The following is an 18,964-nucleotide window of genomic DNA, read 5'->3' as shown; positions in this document are numbered from 1 at the left end:
GCGCTAGCGACCGACGCACTTCCGCACCGCCATGAGCAGGGACGTCGTCCGAGCGTCACCGTTGCCGATCATCCGGTTGGTGACGTAGCCGAAGCCGACGCCGAACTCGTCGTCACCGAAGGCCAACTGACCGCCCGAGCCGTCGTGGCCGAAGCTGCGCGGGCCGAGCAGGGGGTGCCGTGCCGAGTCGAGGTGGAACCCGGTGCCCCAGCGTGCGCCCAGGTCCGGGAACCCCGACCAGGACGCTCCGGCCGACCGCTCCCGTACCGCGTCGGTGACGGTCTCGTGGGAGAGCAGCCGGGGCGCACCGCCCACGCCGTGCGCGGCCGCCGCGTACAGCGTGGCCAGGCCGCGTGCGGAGGAGACGGCACCGGTCGCGGGGAACTCGGCGGTCAGCAGCGCGGGGGAGTTGTAGCCGTGCGGATCGTCGAGGCCGGGGAAGGGGACCAGCCCGTTCGCCGTCAGGATCCGCATGATCAGCGTCTCGGGATCGGGCAGCGCGGGGCGTCCGTCGGCCTCGACGAGGCGGGCCAGCGACGGGAGCACGGCCTCGGGCACGCCGATCCAGGTGGTGAGCCCCAGCTCGTCGGCGACGGCCGAGCGGAAGTACGCGCCGGGGGTGAGCCCCGTGATCCGCCGGATCACCTCGCCGACCAGCCAGCCTAGGGTGAAGCCGTGGTACTCCAGCGCGGTGCCGGGCTCCCAGAGAGGCTCCTGCTTCTCCAGGGCGCGTACGACCGGGGCCCAGGCGGCGAGGTCCTCGAAGCGCAGCGTGCGGTCGTCGACGACGGGGAGACCGGCGCGGTGCGCGAGCACCATGCGGGTCGTGATCCGCTCCTTGCCGCGCTGCCCGAACTCCGGCCAGTAGTCGGCCACCGGGGCGTCGAGGTCGAGCCGGCCCCGCTGCGCGAGCAGATGGGCGCAGATGCCGACGATGCCCTTGCCGGCGGAGAAGACCGGGACGGCCGTGTCCTCTTCCCAGGCCCGGCCGGTCCGCTGGTCGGCGATGCCGCCCCACAGGTCCACGACCTTGCGGCCGCCCGCGAACACGGTCACGGCCGCGCCGAGGTCACCGCGCTCGGTGAAGTTCCGGGCGAACTCGTCCGCGACGGCTCCGAACCCCTCGTCGGCCCATCCGCTGTGCTCCACTTGCCGCTCATTCCTCGCGTCGGGGCACGCCGGACCGCTGCCCCCCTCGTCAACCTTTGGCCAGGTCACGATACGGAGGACGCGGGCGCGGATCGAACGATATTCCGTGCGCCCGCCCCTCACTCCGCTGCGAGGAACCGTTCCAGGGCCTCCACCACCAGCGCGTGGTCGTCGGCCTGTGCCAGCCCCGAGACGGCGACCGCGCCCACGACGCCCGTGCCGCGCACCGTGACCGGGAAGGCGCCGCCGTGCGCGGCATAGCGGTCCGGGTCCAGCCGGGAGGACTCCTCGAAGGTGCGGCCCTTCGCCCGGAAGCGGGTGCCCACGAGGTAGGAGGACTCCCCGTAGCGCTCGACGACGCGGCATTTGCGGTCCAGCCAGGCGTCGTTGTCGGCGGACGTGCCGGGCAGGGCACGGTGGAAGAGGCGTTGCGCGCCGCGCCGGACGGTGACCGTGACGGCGGCGCCGCGTTCGCGGGCCAGTGCGGACAGCAGCGAACCGAGACGCCAGGCGTCGTCGTTGTCGAAGTGGTCGAGGACCAGGCGTCGTTCCTGCTCCTCCAGCCGTGCGATCTCCTCGCGCATCGGGTCCTCGGGTACCGGGGTCCCCGGTGCCGGGGTCTCGTGTACCGGGGTCTCGCTCATCGGGTTGCCTCGATCCGGACCGTCCGGGCTTCCGTCGCCGAGGTGCGGGCCGCCTCCAGGACGCGCAGGGTGTCCGCCGCCTCCGCCGCCGTGACCGGCGGCCGGCCACCGGTGCGCAGGGCTTCCCCGATCGCCGCGTAATAAGCGGGGTAGTCGCCGGGCAGGGTCGGTACGGGTTCCCCGCCGCCCGTCCGGGGGGACTCGCCCGCCCCGAGACGACCCCAGGCATCCTCGGGTTCGACGCCCCAGGCCGCCCCCTCGGGCGTGGGGCGCAGGCCCTCGCGCAGGGCGGCTTCCTGGGGGTCGAGGCCGTACTTCACATAGCCCGCCTCGCTGCCGAGCACCCGGAAGCGGGGGCCGAGCTGGGCGGTGGTGGCACTCACCCACAGATGGGAGCGGACGCCGCCGGCGTGCGTGAGCGCGATGAACGTGTCGTCGTCGGCCTCGGCGCCCGCGCGCCGCACGTCGGTCTCGGCGTAGACGGTGACGGCCGGGCCGAAGAGGTGCAGGGCCTGGTCCACGACATGGCTGCCCAGGTCGTAGAGCAGCCCGCCGATCTCGGCCGGGTCGCCGGACTCGCGCCAACCGCCCTTGGGGCGCGGCCGCCAGCGCTCGAAGCGGGACTCGAAGCGCTGGACCCGGCCGAGGGCGCCGTCGGCGATCAGCTTCCGGAGGGTACGGAAGTCGTTGTCCCAGCGGCGGTTCTGAAAGACGCTGAGCAGCAGGCCGCGGTCCTCGGCCAGGGCGGCCAGCTCCTCCGCCTCGGCGGCCGTCGCGGCGAGCGGCTTGTCGACGACCACCGGCAGCCCGGCCTCCAGGGCCTGGCGGGCGAGCGGGACGTGGGTGCGGTTGGGAGAGGCGATGACGATCAGGTCGAGACCGTCCGCCCCCGCGAAGAGGGCGTCCGCGTCGGCGACCGTACGGACGCCCGGGTGCTCGGCGACGGCCTGCCGCTGCCGGTCCGGGTTGGCCGTGACGACCGTGTCGAGGGCCAGCCCCTCGGTCGCGGCGATCAGCGGGGCGTGGAAGACGGAGCCCGCCAGGCCGTAACCGATGAGGCCGACGCGAAGCGGGGTGCGGGGGGTGCCTGTATCTGTGCCTGTGGTGCCATCCATGTCTTCCACTTTGGCAACGCTGTTGCGAAAGTGCAAGCGATGGCGACAATGGGTGGGTGAACAACGGTGTGAATGGCGGTCCGAGTGGTTCGAGCGGCGGCAGCCCTGTCCCCGGGGCCAATCTGGCCGCGCTGCGCGACCACAACGCCGCCCTCGTCCTCGGGCTGCTGCGCGACGCGGGTGCGGCGGGTGCGAGCCGTGCGGAGCTGGCCGGGCGTACGGGGCTGACGCCGCAGGCCGTCAGCAAGATCAGCGCCCGGCTGCGGGCCGCGGGTCTCGCCGCCGAGGCGGGCCGCCGCGCGTCCACCGGCGGCAAGCCCGCCACGACCTGGCGCCTGGTCCCGGACGCGGCCCACGCCATCGGCCTCCACCTCGACCGCGACGCCCTGACCGCGGTCCTCGTCGACCTCACCGGCACGACCGTCGCCACCCGCACGGCCCCCCTCGCCTTCGGCGCGGGCGCGAAGACCCTGCTGGACACGGTGGCGGCGGAGGTGACGGCCCTGCTGGCCTGGGCCGACGCGGAAGCGGACCCCGTGCCGGGGGAAGCCCGCGCCTCGGCGGCGCCGCCCGGTGGTGAGCGCGGCGCCCGCGCGCACCGCTTGACGGCTCCCGCCGCGGATCCGCTCCCCGGCGGCGCGCGCGGGACCGGTGCGGATGGTGCCGGGGGCACCGGCGTCGTGGATTCCTCGGCGGAGCCCTCCGGCCGTGGTGGCGGTGCCGACGCGGGGAGCGCGGCCGGTCCCGCCGCCGTGGACGCCTCGGGGGCGTCCCCCGGCCATGGGCGCGCGCCCCAAGCGCCCCGTACCGTCCTCGGAGTCGGCGTCGCCGTGCCCGGGCCGCTTGATCATGCGCGTGGGGTGCTGCACCGGGTCACCGGGTTTCCCGAGTGGGACGGGTTTCCGCTGCGGGACGCGCTCGCCGAGCGGCTCGGGCTTCCGGTCGTGGTCGACAAGGACACCAACGCCGCCGCGCTCGGTCTCGTGCTGCGCGAGGCGCCCGGCGCCGGCTCCTTCGCGTATCTGCACCTCGGCACGGGCCTCGGTGCCGGGCTCGTGCTCGGGGGCGGGGTGCACCGCGGGGCCAGGACCGGGGCCGGGGAGTTCGGGCACCAGGTGCTCCAGCTCGACGGGCCGCCGTGCCCCTGCGGCAACCGGGGCTGCGTCGAGGCGCTGTGCCTGGGCGCCGTCGCGGCCGGTGACACCGCCCGCGCGGCGCGTCTGCTCGGCATCGGCGCCGCCAACCTCGTACGGCTGCTGGACATCGACCTCGTCCTCCTCGGCGGCCGGACCGTGCTGGCCGAACCGGAGGCGTATCTGCGCGGTGTGCGCGCGGTCCTCGCCGAGGACGCCACCCGCGCGGACGGCCGGACGGTCCCCGTGGCCGTCGCCCCCGGCGGCGACCGGACGGTGGTCGAGGGCGCGGCCGAACTCGTGCTCGCCCCGCTCTTCGGGCGGTCCGGCACCGCCTTCGCCACCCGATCCGATGAGCGGAAAATCGTCACATCGGGCGGTATGTGACGGCCAGTCGGCCGCAGCGGGCCGCGCCGCGCCCGGCTCGCGCGCGCGGAGAGTGCGATGTTCCTGAGGGTCCTGAGGGTTCCTGATGACCCGGAGCCCCCCACCGCAGCGGAGCCCCCACCGCAGCCCACCCGTAAAGGTCCCGCGATGCCCCTGTCCCGTGCCCTCGTCGCAGTCGGCGCCGCCGCGCTCGCGCTCGCCCCGGCGGCGGCACCGGCGGCGGAGCAGGCCGCCGCGCACCCGGTCGCCGAACAGCCGCCCTGCGGCGACCCCGGCAGCGCCGCCTTCCCCATCAGCTCGCGGCTGACCGGCGGCCCCGAGGCGTACGGGCGCGGCGGCGCCCCGCACCCCTGGCGGCTGGAGCTGCGCAACGGCACGGGCGCCGACTGCCAGTCCGTGCACCCCGTCGTCGTCCTCGTCGACCGGGGCCGCGCGCTGCGGCCCGGCGACATCCGCCTCGACTTCTACGACCGGGGCGCCGCACGCTGGCGGCCCGTGCGGTTCGAGCGGACCGACGAGGCCGAGAACGTCGGCGTCTTCGACGGCACCTCGCCGGACTTCCCCGGCTTCGCCGTCCCCGCCCGCCGTTCGGTCACCGTCGACCTCCGGCTGGCCTTCGCTGCCGGGGCCCCCGAGGGCCCGGTCACGGCCAACGTGACCGCCGTGCAGCGGCGCGGGAACGACGGCGAGTGGGTGGGGGAGTCCGACGACTACGCCTTCGCCATCGAGGAGGGCGCGCCCGAGCCCACCGAACCCGCCGAGCGCACCGGGCACCCCGGGGACGCGATGGACCCCGGTCACGGCAGGATCCGCGACGGCGGGGCGAGCCCGTCCGCCGAGGACACCGGCCCGCCCGCGCTCGCCGACACGGGCTCCGCGCACCACCTCTTCGGCATCGGCGCGGCCGCCCTGGCGCTGCTGCTCGGCGGGGCGGCGCTGATGTTCGGTGCGCGCAGGTCGGGCCGCTGACCGCCGCCGCGCCGCCGTCCGGCGGAACGCGGCCGGGAGCTGATTAGGCTGGAGGGGTCAGGGCGGCGCACGAGCGGTGCCGCTCTGGCGTACCCAGCCCCGGCGAGGGGCGTTTACGGCAGGAGTCCCACTGTGGCAGAGCGCAAGCCCATCGAGTCCTGGCTGACCGACATGGACGGTGTCCTGATGCACGAGGGCATCCCGGTGCCCGGCGCGGACACCTTCATCAAACGGCTCCGCGAGTCCGGCAAGCCCTTTCTCGTACTGACCAACAACTCCATCTACACCCCGCGTGACCTGCACGCCCGGCTGGCCCGCATCGGGCTCGACGTCCCCGTCGACAACATCTGGACCTCCGCACTGGCCACCGCCAAGTTCCTGGACGACCAGCGGCCCGGCGGCACCGCCTACGTCATCGGCGAGGCCGGGCTGACCACCGCCCTGCACGACATCGGCTACGTCCTCACCGACCACGACCCCGACTACGTGGTCCTCGGCGAGACCCGCACCTACAGCTTCGAGGCGCTCACCAAGGCCATCCGGCTGATCAACGCCGGTGCCCGCTTCATCGCCACCAACCCCGACGAGACCGGCCCCTCCGCCGAGGGCGCGCTGCCCGCCACCGGCTCCGTCGCCGCGCTGATCACCAAGGCGACCGGCCGCGACCCCTATTTCGTCGGCAAGCCGAACCCGCTGATGATGCGGGCCGGGCTCAACGCGATCGGCGCGCACTCCGAGACCAGCGCCATGATCGGTGACCGGATGGACACCGATGTGCTGGCCGGGCTGGAGGCCGGCATGGAGACCTTCCTCGTACTGACCGGGCTCACCCGCTCCGAGGAGATCGAACTGCACCCCTTCCGGCCCTCCCGCGTCGTCGACTCGATCGCCGACCTCGTCGAGCTGATCTGACCCCCCGACGGGGGCCGGTCTGATCCCCCGTCCGGCGGAGCCGAGCCGCCCCGGGCCGATCTGACCGGCACTCAAATGACCCAAGGCGATCCGGTCCGCTCCGAGCCGATCGGGGGCCTTTGGCCATCGGATGGCGCAATACCACCTCGGAGCGGATGCGACGCCGGAGTCCGACGGGTGAACCTTCTGACGTACCCAGGAGGTTTCACCATGGACTCTGCCCGCTTCACATTCTGTGGCGCCCTCGTGGCGGCGGCCGTCGTCTGCGCTGCCCCCGCGTACGCCGTCGACGACCCCGCCACCATGTCGGGGACCGTCGAACTCACCCCGGTCACCAGCCACCCCGGCGGCGAGGTGCAACTGCGCGTCTCCGGCTGCGGCAACAATAAGGCCACCGCCAGCTCCGAGGCGTTCGTCACCGACGCGGTGCTCGCCAGGGACTCGGCCGGGCTGTTCGCCGAGGCGACCGTCCGCTCGACCGTCGCCCCCGGCGTCTACCCCGTCAAGGTCAACTGCGACGGCTACGACGCGATGGCCGCCGGACGGCTGACCATCGTCAAGGAGGGCGAGGAGCCGGCGGGCGACCGCGACCGGCAGGACGACCGCGTCGGCTCCGAGACCCACGACCCGACGGACGGCCACGACCGGCCCGACGGACGGCTGTCGTCCGGCGATCACCCCCTGCCCGACTCCGGCTCCTCCGAGCTGCCCGTCGCCCCCGTCCCCGCGGGCGGCGGCGGCACCTCGATGGCCACCGCCGAGGCCCCCGGCACCCCCGGGCTCGTCCTCGCGGGCAGCACCGCGCTGATCGCCGCCGGCGTGATCTGGTACCGCCGCCGCAACGAGACCGCGCAGCGCCGCGACACCGACGAATCGCGGCACTGACGGAACGCGGCACGAACCGATGTCCGAACCGCGTGCCAGCGGCACCGGCCGCCTCCTGACCGGAGTGATATGGGCGGCCCTGCTGCTGGCTGTGTGGATGTGGGGGCGGGAGATCACCGAGGGGCACGGCTCGGCCACGCCCACCACCGGCGACGTGGCCGCGGCGGGCCGCCCGATGGGCCGCCCGCTGCCCCCGGCCCACGAACCGCTGCGCCCGTCCCGGCCCCGGGGCCTGTCCATCAAGGCGACGGGCGTCTGGGCGCCGATCGAGGAACGCGGCCTCGACCCGACGGGGGCGGTGGAACCACCGCCGTACTCGCGCTCGAACGCCGTCGGCTGGTACCGCGGCGGCCCGCAGCCCGGCAGCACCGGGGCCGCCGTCCTCGTCGGCCACCTCGACACCGCCCGCGCGCCCGCCGTCTTCTACGACCTCAGCGAACTGAAACCCGGGGAGGCCGTCACCGTGGCCCGCGTCGACGGCACGACCGCCGAATTCACCGTCGAGGACGTCTCCGTCTACGCCAAGGACCGCTTCGACGCCAAGAAGGTCTACGGGCCGCGCGAGGCGGACCGGGCCGAGCTGCGGCTGATCACCTGCGGCGGCGACTACGACCGGGCACGGCACTCCTACTCCGCCAACGTCGTCGTCTCCGCCTACCTGACCGGCGCGGGCCGGCTGTGACCGCACGGTTCCGCCGGGCGGCGACCGCGCACTCTGGTCCAACGGGGCGATATGACACCAAGTCATACCCAGAGCACCCACTGTGGAGGACACGTCTGTGTCAGCATTGAGACGACCGGTCATGTCCCGCGCGGGTCTGGGGGCACCCCCAGGCAGTACAGCCAAGGGGGAGTGGATGTACGGCAGCTACACCGGCCACACACGCAGGGGCCGCACGGGCCCGGCGAGAGCGGCAGCCGCGGTGGGGGCGCTGCTGCTGCTCTCCGGGTGCTTCTCGTCCTCGGAGTCCGCCGCCCCGAAGGAGCGCGAGTCCACCCGGCCGCCCACCCGGCAGCAGCCCAAGGCGCACGCCCCGTTCTGGGTCAACCCGCAGGCCACCGCCGCCCAGCGGGCCGACCGGCTGCGCCGCGACGGCAAGGCGCGGGAGGCCGAACTGCTCGAGAAGATCGCCGCCCAGCCGGTCGCCGAGTGGATCGGGGTGGACGACCCGGAGGGCCAGACGCGCGGCTTCACCGAAGCCGCCGCCAAGGCCGACCGGGACGCCCTGCTGGTGCTCTACAACATCCCGCACCGCGACTGCGGCCAGTACTCCCAGGGCGGTGCCTCCGACGGCGAGGCGTACCGCCAGTGGCTGGACCAGGCGGCCAAGGGCATCGGCGACCGCAACGCGACCGTGATCCTCGAACCGGACGCGCTGCCGCACATCGAGGACGGCTGTACGCCGCAGGAGTTCCACGAGGAGCGGTTCGCGCTGCTCAACGAGGCCGTCGGCAAGCTGAAGGCACTGCCGCACACCAAGGTCTACCTGGACGCGGGCAACCCCAGCTGGGTCACGCCCGCCGGGCGGATGGCGGAGCCGCTGCGGCGGGCCGGTATCGCCAAGGCCGACGGATTCGCGCTCAACGTCTCCAACTTCCAGACCACCCGGGCCAACAAGGACTACGGCCGTCAGCTGTCCGCCCTCGTGGGCGGCAAGCACTTCGTCATCGACACCAGCCGCAACGGCAACGGCCCCCTCAACGGCGGCGACCACGAGAAGGCCTGGTGCAACCCCTCCGGCCGGGCCCTCGGCGAACCCCCGACCACCCGGACCGGGGACGCGCTGACGGACGCCTATCTCTGGGTCAAACGCCCGGGCGAGTCCGACGGCGCCTGCAAGGGCGGCCCCGACGCGGGCCAGTGGTGGGAGACCTACGCCTTGGAACTCGCCCGCAACGCCGTGTAGGCGGGCGGCCCTGCGGTGCTCGCACCTCCGCTGCGCGGCGGAATCCTCAAACGCCGGACGGGCTGGATTTTCCAGCTCGTCCGGAGCTTGAGGACGCGCCCGCGGGGCGCTCGCCGCCGCGGGCGGCAAGACGGCCCGATGGCCGGGGATCCGCCGGCCGGACCCTAGTCACCGGCCCGGGGGACCTTGACCCAGACCGCCTTGGACGGGGTCCCCTGGTCGTCGATCACATGCAGCATGTACCAGCCGGGAGGCATCAAAGACGTGTCCTTCGGCAGGGTGACGGTGATGTCGGTGGCGGTCTTGGTGAGTTCCAGCTCGATCGAACGCTGCTCGATGTTGGTGACGTGGGTGAAGGAGCCGGGCCGGATCAGCCGCGCCTTGCGGATGGCCTGCGAGTGCGCCGTCCGGTACGTGGTCTTCTCCCCGGCCTTCACCGTTCTCGGCGCGGTGTCCGCCAGCTCGGGGCGTGAGTCGCGGAAGAGGTAGGGCGGGGTGTAGAGGTCCATCTGCTGCTGGAACGTGGCGGGCCGGGAGTTGGCCCGGTCACCGAAGAGCGAGTCGGAGCCGAAGGTCATCACCCGTCCGTCGGGCAGCAGCAGCGCGCCGGAGTGGTAGTTGCGGCCCACCAGCGGGTCGGCCACCGCGCGCTTGGTGTTGGACTTCGGGTCGTACAGCTCGGCCTTCAGCACGTTGGAGTCGCCCCGGCCGCGGTAGTCACCCGAGCCGTTGGTCGTCAGCACGGTGTCGTCCGGCAGGATGACGCTGCTCGGATAGCGGGCCTTGGCGTACAGGTCGGGGCCGTCCCGGAAGCGCGGCTCGGGGGCGTGCAGATCGACGATGCGGGTCTTGGCGGTGGACTTCTTGTTCTCGCCGACCCCGCCGCCCCCGAGCACCATGTACCGCTGGGCCTGGGCGGGCGGCAGCAGGACGGACATCGAGGTCTCCAAAGTGTCCGGGTCGCTCATCCCGGGCACCTCGGTGAACGCGTTGCTCTCCAGGTCCCACACGCCCGGCACCCGGCCCTTGTCGGCCGGCCCGTAGCCCGCGTTGGACCCGGTGTAGAAGATCCGGCCCTTGTCGGTGAGGAAGAGGGCGGGGTAGGTGGGGAAGAACCGCTCCTTGGGAAGGTAGCTCCATTTCTTGGTCTTCGGGTCGTAGACCTCGTTCTTCCCGGGGACGACCTGGCCGATCTCGTCCAGCCCGGAGACGGACAGGACCCTGCCGTCCGGGAGGGTGGTCAGCGTCGGATACCAGCGGGCCTCCCGCATCGGGTCGACCGGCACGTACCGCTCGCTGACGGGGTCGAACTCGAAGGAATCCTTGATGCCCTGGAAGTCCTTCTTGTCGAACGAGAGCTTGTTGGCGATGCCGTAGAAGTTCCGGGCGTCCTTCCCCGTGAGGCCCTCGATGCGGTAGTTGTCGGTGAGACCGGTCTCGTACTTGGGACCCTGGCCGAGCGCCTCCACATAGACCCGCGCGGTGCTGGCCGAGACGGTCACCTTCTTGCCCCCGTCCTCCTGTGTCTTCTTCGCGCGCGGCACGAGCAGCGCGTCGTGGGACTCGAAGGTCTTGCCGCTCTTCTTGCCGGTGAAGCGGGTGCCGGCCGGGAGGGTCAGCGGCTTGTCGGGGTCCTCGTTGTGGACGATCATCAGCCCGCCCGCCTTGGTGACGTCGCCCTCCAGCTTCTCGTAGCGCTGGGTGCCGCCCGCGACGAGCAGCTTGCCGTCGGGCAGCTGGGTGTGCCCGGCACAGAAGAGGTCCTTGGGGGTCTCGATGTTCTTGAAGGTGTTGTGCTCGGGATCCCACAGGACCGAGCGGAAACTCTTGGCGTCGAAATTGGCGGCGTTGTTCCCCGAACCGGCGACGAGCAGCACCTTGCCGGTGTGCAGCAGGGCCGCATGGATCGTGTTGATCCGGTATTCGCGGGGCATGTCGACCGCTTTCCAGTGGCCGTTCGCCGCCTTGTACTCCGGTTGGTTGATCTTGTATTCGTGGTATTTGTCGGCGGCGTAGCCCCAGATGGCGGGGCCGTTCATCCCCGCCAGGACGACCGCCACCGCCGCACTGATGCCCATGCGGCGGGTGCGGCGGCTGACACGGAACGGGCGGGTTCTCATGTGCGGGCCTCCACGGCACGGTCGGTGTGGCGGAGGGTCCACCACCAGGCGGCGATCGGCGCGACAGTGATCGCGAGGGCGAGCGCGGCCCAGGTGGTCATCGCAACATGGGTGTGGCCGAACCAGAAGGAGGCGGCCAGCGAGCCGCCGAATACCACCAGGAAGAACAGGTGCACACGGAAGGTGCCGAACAGAGTGTCGGGACTGGCCGAGTCTCCCTTGGGCGTCACCACGAAGCTGCTTTTGCGGCGCAGTACCGCGTCCATCAGCGAGCGGGCGTAGATCGGCGCGGACAGCGCGGACATCACCATGCCGGCGAGTCCGCCGGAGCCCTCGGGTTCGTGCGGCGAGACGTTGTGCCGGCGGTTCCAGATGTACAGGCCGATCTGGAGGGCGGCGGCATCGCTGTAGAGCATCATCCAGATCTCGGAATTGATGGAGATGCCGGAGGCGCCGAGGCCGAGGAAGAGAGCGCAGCTCAGCGCGCCCAGCATCCAGTTGACGGCGGTCATCGGGTAGTAGATGACCATCAGGGTGTAGTTCAGGAATTTCCCGGGGGAGAGGGTGAAGGGCCCCTTCCAGAACTGCTTGAGGATCGTCTCGTAGGTGCCCCGGGACCAGCGCAGCTGCTGGGTGAAGAAGTCGGTCCACGCGTTCGGCCCCTCGCCGACGGCGAGCACGTCGGGCGTGTAGACCGAGCGCCATTTCCGCCCGGTCGCCGGATTGCGGTGCCGGTGCAGCTCGAAGCCGGTGGCCATGTCCTCGGTGATCGAGTCGTAGAGCCCGCCGATGCCCTTGAGCGCGCTGATCCGGACGGCGTTGTTGGTGCCGACGAACATGGGTGCGCCGTAGCGGTTGCCGGCCCGCTGGATCAGGGCGTGGAAAAGGAACTGCTGGCTCTCGGCGGCCTTGGTGACGGCCGCGTCGTAATTGCCGTAGACCTGGGGGCCGACGACGAAGGCGATGTCGGGGTCGCGGAAATAGCCGAGCATCCGCTCCAGGAAATTGGGCAGCGGCACGTGATCGGTGTCGACCGAGGCGAAGAAGTCGTAGTCGTCGCCGTGGGCGTCCAGCCAGGAGTTGTAGTTCCCGTGTTTGGTCCGGGCGCGGTACGGGCCCTTCGCCTGATTCCACTTCTCGACGCCCTTGCGGGAGAAGTGGCGCACCCCGAGCCGCCGGCAGACCTCCTTGACCTCGGGGTCGTCGCCCTCGTCCAGCAGCCAGACGTCCAGCGGGCCGCGGTGCCGCAGCCGCGTCGCGCCCTCCAGGGTGCGGGTGACCATCTCGATCGGCTCCTTGCCGGGCACGAACGAAGTCAGGAAGGCGACCTTCGTGCCGGTCTCGGGCACGACGGGGACGGGATCGCGGGCGACCAGCGTCGCATGCGCGTTCGATATGACATTCAGGGTGCGGAACAGCTCGATGAGGCCGATGGACACGAGCATCACGGCGTCCAGGGCCCGCATGGCGGTCGTGGCGTGCTCGCGCTCGGTCCAGTGCGCGGGCTGCATCAGCCACACCAGCAGCCCCAGCGAGACGACGGGCGCGGCCCCCAGCAGCAGGGCCGCCCGGATCCGGTGCGGCTCATCCGCGAGGAGGCTGCGGTACCGGACGCGGTAGGGCTCGGTGGGATGGGGCCGGGTGAGCGGGCCGGCCAGCCGGCTGTAGTGCTCGTAGTCGAAGCGGGGCCGGGCGCCGCGCCGATGCGGCGGGGCGGCCCCCGGCGGGGCCGCCCCGGCCGGCCGTGCCGGATCCGGTGGGATCCTCGGGACCGGTGGCGGGGGCCCCGGGGCGGGCTCGCGCGGCGGGCGCGGGCGCGTGGCCGACGACGGGTCGTGGGACTGCTCCCGGGCATGGGCAGGCGTCGACGTCATGAGTCATCCCCCCGACACGCAGCTGGCTGCGTGTGTCAGATCCTGAGCCCGGCCGACCCCCCTCGGCCGCTCGGGCGCAGGGGTACCGGCTCCCCCCGGTACCCCACTCGACCCACTCGTCACACGGTGAGATCGAGTCGTTGCTGTCGGTTCAGGATCTCCGACCCCGCGCCATGATCGCAAGGGTGAAACGAGGTGGTTACCGGGCAAAGCGGTGCGTCGGGCGAAGGAGTGTGCGAATGGTGTCGAAGGGGGTGTCGTATGCCCTCGGGGACCGGCCCCGGACACGACGAAGGCCCTCACCATCGGTGAGGGCCTTCGTCTGTCGGTGCGCCGCCAGGGACTCGAACCCCGGACCCGCTGATTAAGAGTCAGCTGCTCTAACCAACTGAGCTAGCGGCGCCTGCTGACAGAGAAAACTCTACCTGATGTTCGAGGGTGCTCCCGACCGCCCCGCGAACGGCCGCCGGATCGGCGCCCCTCCCGCCGCCATCGGCCGACACCGCGCCCGACATGCGCTTTCTCCGGGCCGTTGAGAAGCTGTGCCGAGTACCGACGCGTGGCGAGCGGTCCGACGGGCCGCCGGGGCGCGGCGGGTGCGGGCCCATCGGCGGCCGCCCCGGACAGGCGCACGGAAAGGCAGCGAGGCGGTGCGGACTCCGGAATTCACCGAGCGGCTACCCGGCAGCCGGGGATGCGCCGTCCGCGCGGACGCGTCCGCCCCCGCCCCGGTGCGGGCGGATGAAAGTGACACCGCTCACACCCGTCTCGCCGAATGCCCTGCCGCATCCCTTGCCGGTCCCGCCGCTGGGTCCTTTGTCGATTCCTCCGCCGGTTCCCCCGACGAGCCCGCGGCCGAGAGCGGCGGCCGGCACCGGGGTGCCCTGCGTGGTGCGATCGTGGCGGCGGCCGTGGGCGCGGCGGTCATCGCCGGCTCGGGAACGGCCGCCGTGGCTGCCGGCCCGGAACCTCCGGACCCGGTGGGCGGGGACAGCTCCGTCTACGAACCCGGTGACCCGGAAGACCCTCCCGTCCCGGGCGGCACGGTTCCCGTCCCGGGCGGCACCGTCGCGGACGAGCCGGTGCCGGAGCCGGAAGGGCCGGAGGGGGGAGCCCCGGACGCTTCCCCGGCCCAGGTGGCGCCGGCCGAACCCGATGTCCCGCTCAGTGACCAGGACATCCCCGGCGTCGCCGTCCCGCAGTGGCCCGCCGAGCCGGTGTCCCCGCCCGCCCCGGCGGACCCGGAGCGCACGCCGCAGATTTCCGCCGCGCAGTCCCGGGTGGAGAGGGCCGTCGCGTTCGCGCTGGCCCAGATCGGCGACCCGTACAAGCTGGGCGGCAACGGCCCCGACGCCTGGGACTGCTCCGGGCTCATCCAGCAGGCCTACCGCCGGGCGGGGGTGAAGCTGCCGCGCGTCGCCGCCGACCAGTACCGCGCCACCAAGCGCGTCGCCCGCCGGGCCCTGCGCCGGGGCGACCTCGTCTTCTGGTCGGCCAACGGCAAGGCGTCGGGCATCCATCACGCGGCGATCTATCTGGGGGGCGGCAAGTACGTCGAGGCGCCGCGGCCCGGTAAGCGGGTGCGCGTCTCGACCTTCTCCTACTACAACCCGAATCTGTACGGTCGTCCGTCGTGACGGCCGGCGCTTCTCGCCTGGCCGGCGGCTCTTTCGGTGCGGGCCGTCTTGCCGCCCGCGGCGGGGGCGCCCTGCGGGCGCGTCCTCAAACTCCCCCAGCTACCGCTGGGAGGTACCCCCAGGGGCTGACTGGTGAACAGCAGGCGGATTCCCGTCGCCTTTGGCCTGGACATGACTATTTCTCGGGACTAATCTCCGACTTGGTCTAGACCGCACACTCCACCCGCCTCACAGAACCCCCCACGTTCTCGAGGAGCGAAGCATGCGCAAAAAGATCAGTGCGGTGATCATCGGCCTCTCGGTCGCCGGCGTGTCCCTGCTCGCCACCGGCAGCGCCAACAGTCACGGCTACACCGACTCCCCCACCAGCCGGCAGGTGTTCTGCGCCAAGGGCACCGTGAAGAACTGCGGCGAGATCCAGTACGAACCCCAGAGCGTCGAGGGCCCCAAGGGCTTCCCGTCCCGTGGTCCCGCCGACGGCCGGATCTGTGCAGGCGGCAACAGCCGCTTCGCCGAACTCGACGACCCGCGCGGCGGCCAGTGGCCCGCCACCAAGCTCACCGCGGGCCAGGGGTATGCCTTCCGCTGGAAGCTCACCGCCCGGCACGCCACGACCGACTTCCGCTACTACATCACCAAGGACGGCTACAACCCCGCCAAGCCCCTCACCCGCGCCGACCTCGAACCCCAGCCCTTCATGAGCGTGCCCTACGGGGGCCGGATACCCGAGGCCAACGTCACCCACCAGGGCACCGTCCCCACCCTGAAGACCGGCAAGCACATCATCCTCGCCGTCTGGACGATCGCGGACACCCCCAACGCCTTCTACGCCTGTTCGGACGTGCAGTTCTGACGCTCTGACCCCGATGCGGCCCCCGGCCGGCCGGGAGACCTCGTGGCGCACCGCGCACCGGGGCCTCCCGTGCCGGCCCGGTCACGTTTCGCGGGCGGATCCGCCTCGCTCGGCGGGCTCGGCCGGCTCGACGGGTGTGGCCGGCCGAGCCGGCCGCAGGGCGATCCGGCCCAGCACCCCCGCGACGACCAGCGCGATCACGGCCAGCAGGGCGTAGTCGGGCACGGCGTTGCCGATCCGGGAGGCGACCTCCTCCAGCGCGAACTCCTGGTCGGCGTCCAGGATCCCGGGCAGGCCGGTCGTCCCGTCGTAGGCGAGGAAGAGCACGCCGATGCCGATGAAGAACAGCCCGGACACCAGTGAGGTGGTGTGCAGCCGCAGCCTGCCGAGACGCAGTTCCCGGCCGCGCAGCCAGCCCCGGCCGCCGAGCTTGAACCGGTCCCAGAACACGGCCAGCACGAACAGCGGCAGCGCCATGCCCAGCGCGTAGACGGCGAGCATCGACGCCCCGTACACGGGGTTGCCGTTGACGGCGGTCACGGTCAGCACCGCGCCGAGGATCGGCCCGGCGCAGAAGCCCGCCAGCCCGTAGACGCAACCCAGCAGGAACGTCGACGCGGCCGAGCGGGGGGTGATGCGCCCGGCGGCGGCCTGCGCCTTGCGGGACGCGAAGCCGAGGCCGAGGATCTGGGCGGCGCCCATGGCGATCACGACCCAGCCGCCGACGGTGATCAGCAGATCGCGGTGGCCGTTGAAGAGCCGGCTGGCGGCGGTGGAGGCCGCGCCGAGCGGTACCAGCGTGGTGGCGAGCCCGAGGTAGAAGACGCAGGTACGGGCCAGCAGCTTGCCGGGGCTCGCGAGGGAGTAGGCGAAGAACGCCGGCAGCAGCAGCGCGCTGCACGGGCTGAGCAGGGCGAGGGCGCCACCGAGGAAGGCGGCGAGGTAACCGATGTCGGTCACTTCTCGCTCTTCCCGCTGTCCCCGCCCTTGGCCGCCTTGGCGGCCTTCGCCTCGGCGATCGCGGTCTCGAAGGCGCTCATCGGCTGGGCGCCCGCGACGGGCCGGCCGCCGACGAGGAAGGAGGGGGTGCTCTGCACACCGAGGGCGTAGCCCTCCTCCTGGTCCTTCTTCACGGCGGCCGCGGACGCCGGGCCGTTCATGTCCTCGCGGAACCGGTCGACGTCGGACACACCCGCCGTACGGGCCATCTCGACCAGCTTGTCCTCGGCGAGCGCGTCGCCCTTGCGGAGCTTGGCGAACAGCTCGTGGTGGAATTGCGGGAAACGGCCCTGCTGCCCGGCGGCCCAGGCGGCCCGAGCCGCCCGCAGCGAGTCCTTGCCGAAGATCGGGAAGTTGCGGAACTCGATGCGCAGCACGCCCTCGTCGACGTACTTCTTGACCAGTTCGGGCTGGGTCTCGCGGGTGAAGCGGCCGCAGTACGAGCACTGGTAGTCGGCGTATTCGACGAGCACCACCGGTGCGTCGGCCCGGCCGAGGGCGAGGGGGTCGCCGTTCTGACGTCGGCTGGTGGTCTTCTCCGCCTCGTCGTAGGCGGGCTGCCGGGGGTCGGCGGCGGGCTCGGCGGAAGCGCCCGCCGCCCGCTTGCCGGAGCCGCCGGAGTTCTTGCCGATCGCGATGCCGGCCGCGACGAGCGCGACGACGAGGGCGAGGACCGCGCCGACGGCCGCGAGGCGGCGGGCGGGTGTGGTGAGCGTTGCGGACATGAGTGAGGGGCTCCACGGGTCGGAAGGATTCTGGGCATGCCGGAGTACGGCCCGGGGCGGGCCGTCGTGGGGCGGGCCTAGATCCGTAGGACGGGGAGCAGCTCGGCGCAGCCGGCGACGGGGGCGGGCGGCGGCCTGGGGGCGGTGGCCCGGGGCGGGAGCGCGGCAGGTGGTGCGGCGCGGGTCGCGGCGGGTGCGGTGAGCGGGTCGCCGTGCCCGGCCGGGACGACGGCCTCGGCTCCCTTCAGCGGGAGGTCCTGCGGCCGGCACGTACCGCCGTCGTCGCCGGACGCGGCGCGGACGGCGTGGGGCTCGCGGATCTCGGGCCGGGCGTCCGGCGAAGTGGTGGCCGCGACGCCGTTCACCGTCCGCGCGTACGGGGCCGTCCCGGAGCGGGCCGGGCCGGAGGGGGAGGTGCCGGACAGGGCGGGGCCGGACAGGGTGGGGCCGGCGAGGACCGCGAGGAGGAGCAGGAGCAGCGCGGCTGCCGTCGAACGGCGGTGCTGCGGCACGTGGCCCCTCCTTCCCCTGTCTTCCCCTCGTCCGTCCCGGACGGGCGCGGCGGGGCCCGCCGCGGCCCCCATGCTACGGCGGCCGGCCCGCGGGGCGGCCTGGACGGGAGCACGACGAAGGCCCTCACCATCGGTGAGGGCCTTCGTCTGTCGGTGCGCCGCCAGGGACTCGAACCCCGGACCCGCTGATTAAGAGTCAGCTGCTCTAACCAACTGAGCTAGCGGCGCCTGCTGACAGAGAAAATAATACCCGGTCCGAACGGGTGCTCCGAACCACCCGCCGCCCGGGACCCCTCCCGTCCCTCCGCGCCCGGGTGTGGAGGGACGGGCAAGATCGCTCCGAGGGCCGCTCAGAGGGTCATCGACAGCAGCAGCGGTGCCGCTTTCCGGTTCAGCGTCTCGGCGGCCTGCCGCAGCCGGTGGGCGTGGGCCAGCGGGAGGGAGAGCGCGAGACAGCCGACCGAGTGGCCGACGGTTATCGGCACGGCCGCGCAGACCGTGCCGACCGCGTACTCCTGCAGATCGAGGACGGGGACGGTCGCGGGCTGGGCGTCGAGCTTGCGGAAGAGGACCTTCTCGTTGGTGATCGTCCGGGAGGTGAGCCGGGCGGTCTTGTGCCGCGAGAGATGGTCGCGCCGGTCGTCGTGGTCGAGCTGGGTGAGCAGGCATTTGCCGAGTGCGCTCGCATGGGCGGCGGCGCGGAAGTCGACCCACTCGTTGACCTTGGGGGTGCCGGGGCCGTCCGCGTACTGCGTGATCCTGACCTCGCCGTCGATGTAGCGGCTCAGATAGATGGCCGCGCCGACCGAATCGCGCAGTGCGGACAGCGACTGCTGGAGCTTGCGCTCCACGGCGGCCTTCCGGTCGCCGGAGCCGAGCAGCACCAGGGCCTCGCCGGTGACGTAGGCGCCGTCGCCCGTCCGCTCCACGTAGTCCTCGCGGCGGAGCATCATCAGCAGATGGGCGAGGTGGCCGACGGGCAGGCCGGTCTCGCGCGCGATCTGGATCTCGGTGACGCCGCCGGAGTGTCTGGCGACCGTCTCCAGCACGCGCAGCGCGTACTGCACCGAGTGGAACGGCGCGGTCGGCTCGGGCTTGAGCGCCACGGTTTCCCCCTAGCGGTTTCCAGCGAGTATCCGCTCC

The 18,964-nt window shown here is 72.7% G+C and carries 17 protein-coding genes and 2 tRNA genes; 8 read left to right on the top strand and 11 right to left on the bottom strand.

The window, feature by feature from the left end; genetic code table 11:
• Nucleotides 1-3 precede the first annotated feature (3 nt).
• From ACZ6MA_RS04380 to ACZ6MA_RS04370, 3 genes are all read right to left on the bottom strand, one after another.
• Nucleotides 4-1,149, bottom strand: a complete 1,146-nt coding sequence (locus tag ACZ6MA_RS04380; RefSeq protein ID WP_469430927.1) for a serine hydrolase domain-containing protein — start codon at nt 1,147-1,149, stop codon at nt 4-6.
• A 119-nt stretch (nt 1,150-1,268) separates the two neighbouring features.
• Nucleotides 1,269-1,733 (bottom strand): heme-degrading domain-containing protein, encoded by a 465-nt coding sequence (locus ACZ6MA_RS04375; RefSeq protein WP_469431201.1) that lies wholly within the window; start codon nt 1,731-1,733, stop codon nt 1,269-1,271.
• 56 nt (nt 1,734-1,789) lie between these two features.
• On the bottom strand, nt 1,790-2,908 hold the full coding sequence (locus tag ACZ6MA_RS04370; protein WP_469430925.1) for a Gfo/Idh/MocA family protein: 1,119 nt from the start codon (nt 2,906-2,908) through the stop codon (nt 1,790-1,792).
• A 56-nt stretch (nt 2,909-2,964) separates the two neighbouring features.
• Between ACZ6MA_RS04370 and ACZ6MA_RS04365 the strand changes: the two genes are divergently transcribed.
• The 6 genes from ACZ6MA_RS04365 to ACZ6MA_RS04340 all read left to right on the top strand — a co-directional run bounded on the left by ACZ6MA_RS04365 (nt 2,965) and on the right by ACZ6MA_RS04340 (nt 9,101).
• A complete protein-coding gene (locus tag ACZ6MA_RS04365) occupies nt 2,965-4,428 on the top strand; it encodes an ROK family protein (protein ID WP_469430923.1) in 1,464 nt (487 codons plus the stop codon).
• A 147-nt stretch (nt 4,429-4,575) separates the two neighbouring features.
• A complete protein-coding gene (locus tag ACZ6MA_RS04360; RefSeq protein ID WP_469430922.1) occupies nt 4,576-5,397 on the top strand; it encodes a hypothetical protein in 822 nt (273 codons plus the stop codon).
• Nucleotides 5,398-5,529: 132 nt separating this feature from the next.
• Nucleotides 5,530-6,309 (top strand): HAD-IIA family hydrolase, encoded by a 780-nt coding sequence (locus tag ACZ6MA_RS04355; RefSeq protein WP_362218630.1) that lies wholly within the window; start codon nt 5,530-5,532, stop codon nt 6,307-6,309.
• 210 nt (nt 6,310-6,519) lie between these two features.
• On the top strand, nt 6,520-7,194 hold the full coding sequence (locus tag ACZ6MA_RS04350) for a hypothetical protein (protein ID WP_469430921.1): 675 nt from the start codon (nt 6,520-6,522) through the stop codon (nt 7,192-7,194).
• 19 nt (nt 7,195-7,213) lie between these two features.
• The gene (locus ACZ6MA_RS04345; RefSeq protein ID WP_469430920.1) at nt 7,214-7,876 is read left to right on the top strand and encodes a class F sortase; all 663 of its coding nucleotides are present in this window, start codon (nt 7,214-7,216) and stop codon (nt 7,874-7,876) included.
• Between the two features lie 175 nt (nt 7,877-8,051).
• Nucleotides 8,052-9,101 (top strand): glycoside hydrolase family 6 protein, encoded by a 1,050-nt coding sequence (locus ACZ6MA_RS04340; RefSeq protein WP_469430919.1) that lies wholly within the window; start codon nt 8,052-8,054, stop codon nt 9,099-9,101.
• 164 nt (nt 9,102-9,265) lie between these two features.
• Here ACZ6MA_RS04340 and glxA read toward each other — a convergent pair whose 3' ends face one another.
• The 3 genes from glxA to ACZ6MA_RS04325 all read right to left on the bottom strand — a co-directional run bounded on the left by glxA (nt 9,266) and on the right by ACZ6MA_RS04325 (nt 13,498).
• A complete protein-coding gene (gene glxA / locus ACZ6MA_RS04335; RefSeq protein ID WP_469430916.1) occupies nt 9,266-11,221 on the bottom strand; it encodes a radical copper oxidase GlxA in 1,956 nt (651 codons plus the stop codon).
• Entirely contained in the window at nt 11,218-13,095 is a 1,878-nt protein-coding gene (locus ACZ6MA_RS04330) for a glycosyltransferase family 2 protein (RefSeq protein ID WP_469430915.1), read from the bottom strand. The genes glxA and ACZ6MA_RS04330 overlap by 4 nt, the downstream gene beginning before the upstream one ends.
• Nucleotides 13,096-13,424: 329 nt before the next feature.
• Nucleotides 13,425-13,498 (bottom strand) — tRNA-Lys (locus ACZ6MA_RS04325).
• A gap of 496 nt (nt 13,499-13,994) precedes the next feature.
• Here ACZ6MA_RS04325 and ACZ6MA_RS04320 point away from each other — a divergent pair.
• Both ACZ6MA_RS04320 and ACZ6MA_RS04315 read left to right on the top strand, forming a co-directional pair.
• The gene (locus ACZ6MA_RS04320; protein ID WP_469430913.1) at nt 13,995-14,732 is read left to right on the top strand and encodes a C40 family peptidase; all 738 of its coding nucleotides are present in this window, start codon (nt 13,995-13,997) and stop codon (nt 14,730-14,732) included.
• A 262-nt stretch (nt 14,733-14,994) separates the two neighbouring features.
• Nucleotides 14,995-15,585 (top strand): lytic polysaccharide monooxygenase auxiliary activity family 9 protein, encoded by a 591-nt coding sequence (locus ACZ6MA_RS04315; protein WP_469430912.1) that lies wholly within the window; start codon nt 14,995-14,997, stop codon nt 15,583-15,585.
• Between the two features lie 81 nt (nt 15,586-15,666).
• On the opposite strand, the gene ACZ6MA_RS04310 is transcribed toward ACZ6MA_RS04315, so the two are convergent.
• From ACZ6MA_RS04310 to ACZ6MA_RS04290, 5 genes are all read right to left on the bottom strand, one after another.
• Entirely contained in the window at nt 15,667-16,545 is an 879-nt protein-coding gene (locus tag ACZ6MA_RS04310; protein ID WP_469430910.1) for a cytochrome c biogenesis CcdA family protein, read from the bottom strand.
• The gene (locus tag ACZ6MA_RS04305) at nt 16,542-17,309 is read right to left on the bottom strand and encodes a DsbA family protein (RefSeq protein WP_469430909.1); all 768 of its coding nucleotides are present in this window, start codon (nt 17,307-17,309) and stop codon (nt 16,542-16,544) included. Before ACZ6MA_RS04305 ends, ACZ6MA_RS04310 begins: the two co-directional genes overlap by 4 nt.
• Nucleotides 17,310-17,386: 77 nt before the next feature.
• On the bottom strand, nt 17,387-17,821 hold the full coding sequence (locus ACZ6MA_RS04300; RefSeq protein WP_469430908.1) for a hypothetical protein: 435 nt from the start codon (nt 17,819-17,821) through the stop codon (nt 17,387-17,389).
• A gap of 154 nt (nt 17,822-17,975) precedes the next feature.
• Nucleotides 17,976-18,049, bottom strand: a tRNA-Lys gene (locus ACZ6MA_RS04295).
• Between the two features lie 122 nt (nt 18,050-18,171).
• Nucleotides 18,172-18,927: an IclR family transcriptional regulator gene (locus ACZ6MA_RS04290; protein ID WP_469430906.1), complete on the bottom strand. Its 756-nt coding sequence runs from the start codon at nt 18,925-18,927 to the stop codon at nt 18,172-18,174.
• Nucleotides 18,928-18,964: the final 37 nt, after the last annotated feature.

This window comes from Streptomyces sp. NPDC042259 (genome assembly GCF_055582085.1).
Note: the sequence above shows the minus strand (reverse complement) of the source record. Positions and strands in the feature narration are given on the sequence as shown.

Coding starts and splice junctions, on each gene's coding strand:
- ACZ6MA_RS04375 (WP_469431201.1), bottom strand. CDS start 1,733: ATGCGCGAGGAGATCGCACGGCTGGAGGAGCAGGAACGACGCCTGGTC.
- ACZ6MA_RS04370 (WP_469430925.1), bottom strand. CDS start 2,908: ATGGATGGCACCACAGGCACAGATACAGGCACCCCCCGCACCCCGCTT.
- ACZ6MA_RS04360 (WP_469430922.1), top strand. CDS start 4,576: ATGCCCCTGTCCCGTGCCCTCGTCGCAGTCGGCGCCGCCGCGCTCGCG.
- ACZ6MA_RS04350 (WP_469430921.1), top strand. CDS start 6,520: ATGGACTCTGCCCGCTTCACATTCTGTGGCGCCCTCGTGGCGGCGGCC.
- ACZ6MA_RS04345 (WP_469430920.1), top strand. CDS start 7,214: ATGTCCGAACCGCGTGCCAGCGGCACCGGCCGCCTCCTGACCGGAGTG.
- ACZ6MA_RS04340 (WP_469430919.1), top strand. CDS start 8,052: ATGTACGGCAGCTACACCGGCCACACACGCAGGGGCCGCACGGGCCCG.
- glxA (WP_469430916.1), bottom strand. CDS start 11,221: ATGAGAACCCGCCCGTTCCGTGTCAGCCGCCGCACCCGCCGCATGGGC.
- ACZ6MA_RS04330 (WP_469430915.1), bottom strand. CDS start 13,095: ATGACGTCGACGCCTGCCCATGCCCGGGAGCAGTCCCACGACCCGTCG.
- ACZ6MA_RS04315 (WP_469430912.1), top strand. CDS start 14,995: ATGCGCAAAAAGATCAGTGCGGTGATCATCGGCCTCTCGGTCGCCGGC.
- ACZ6MA_RS04305 (WP_469430909.1), bottom strand. CDS start 17,309: ATGTCCGCAACGCTCACCACACCCGCCCGCCGCCTCGCGGCCGTCGGC.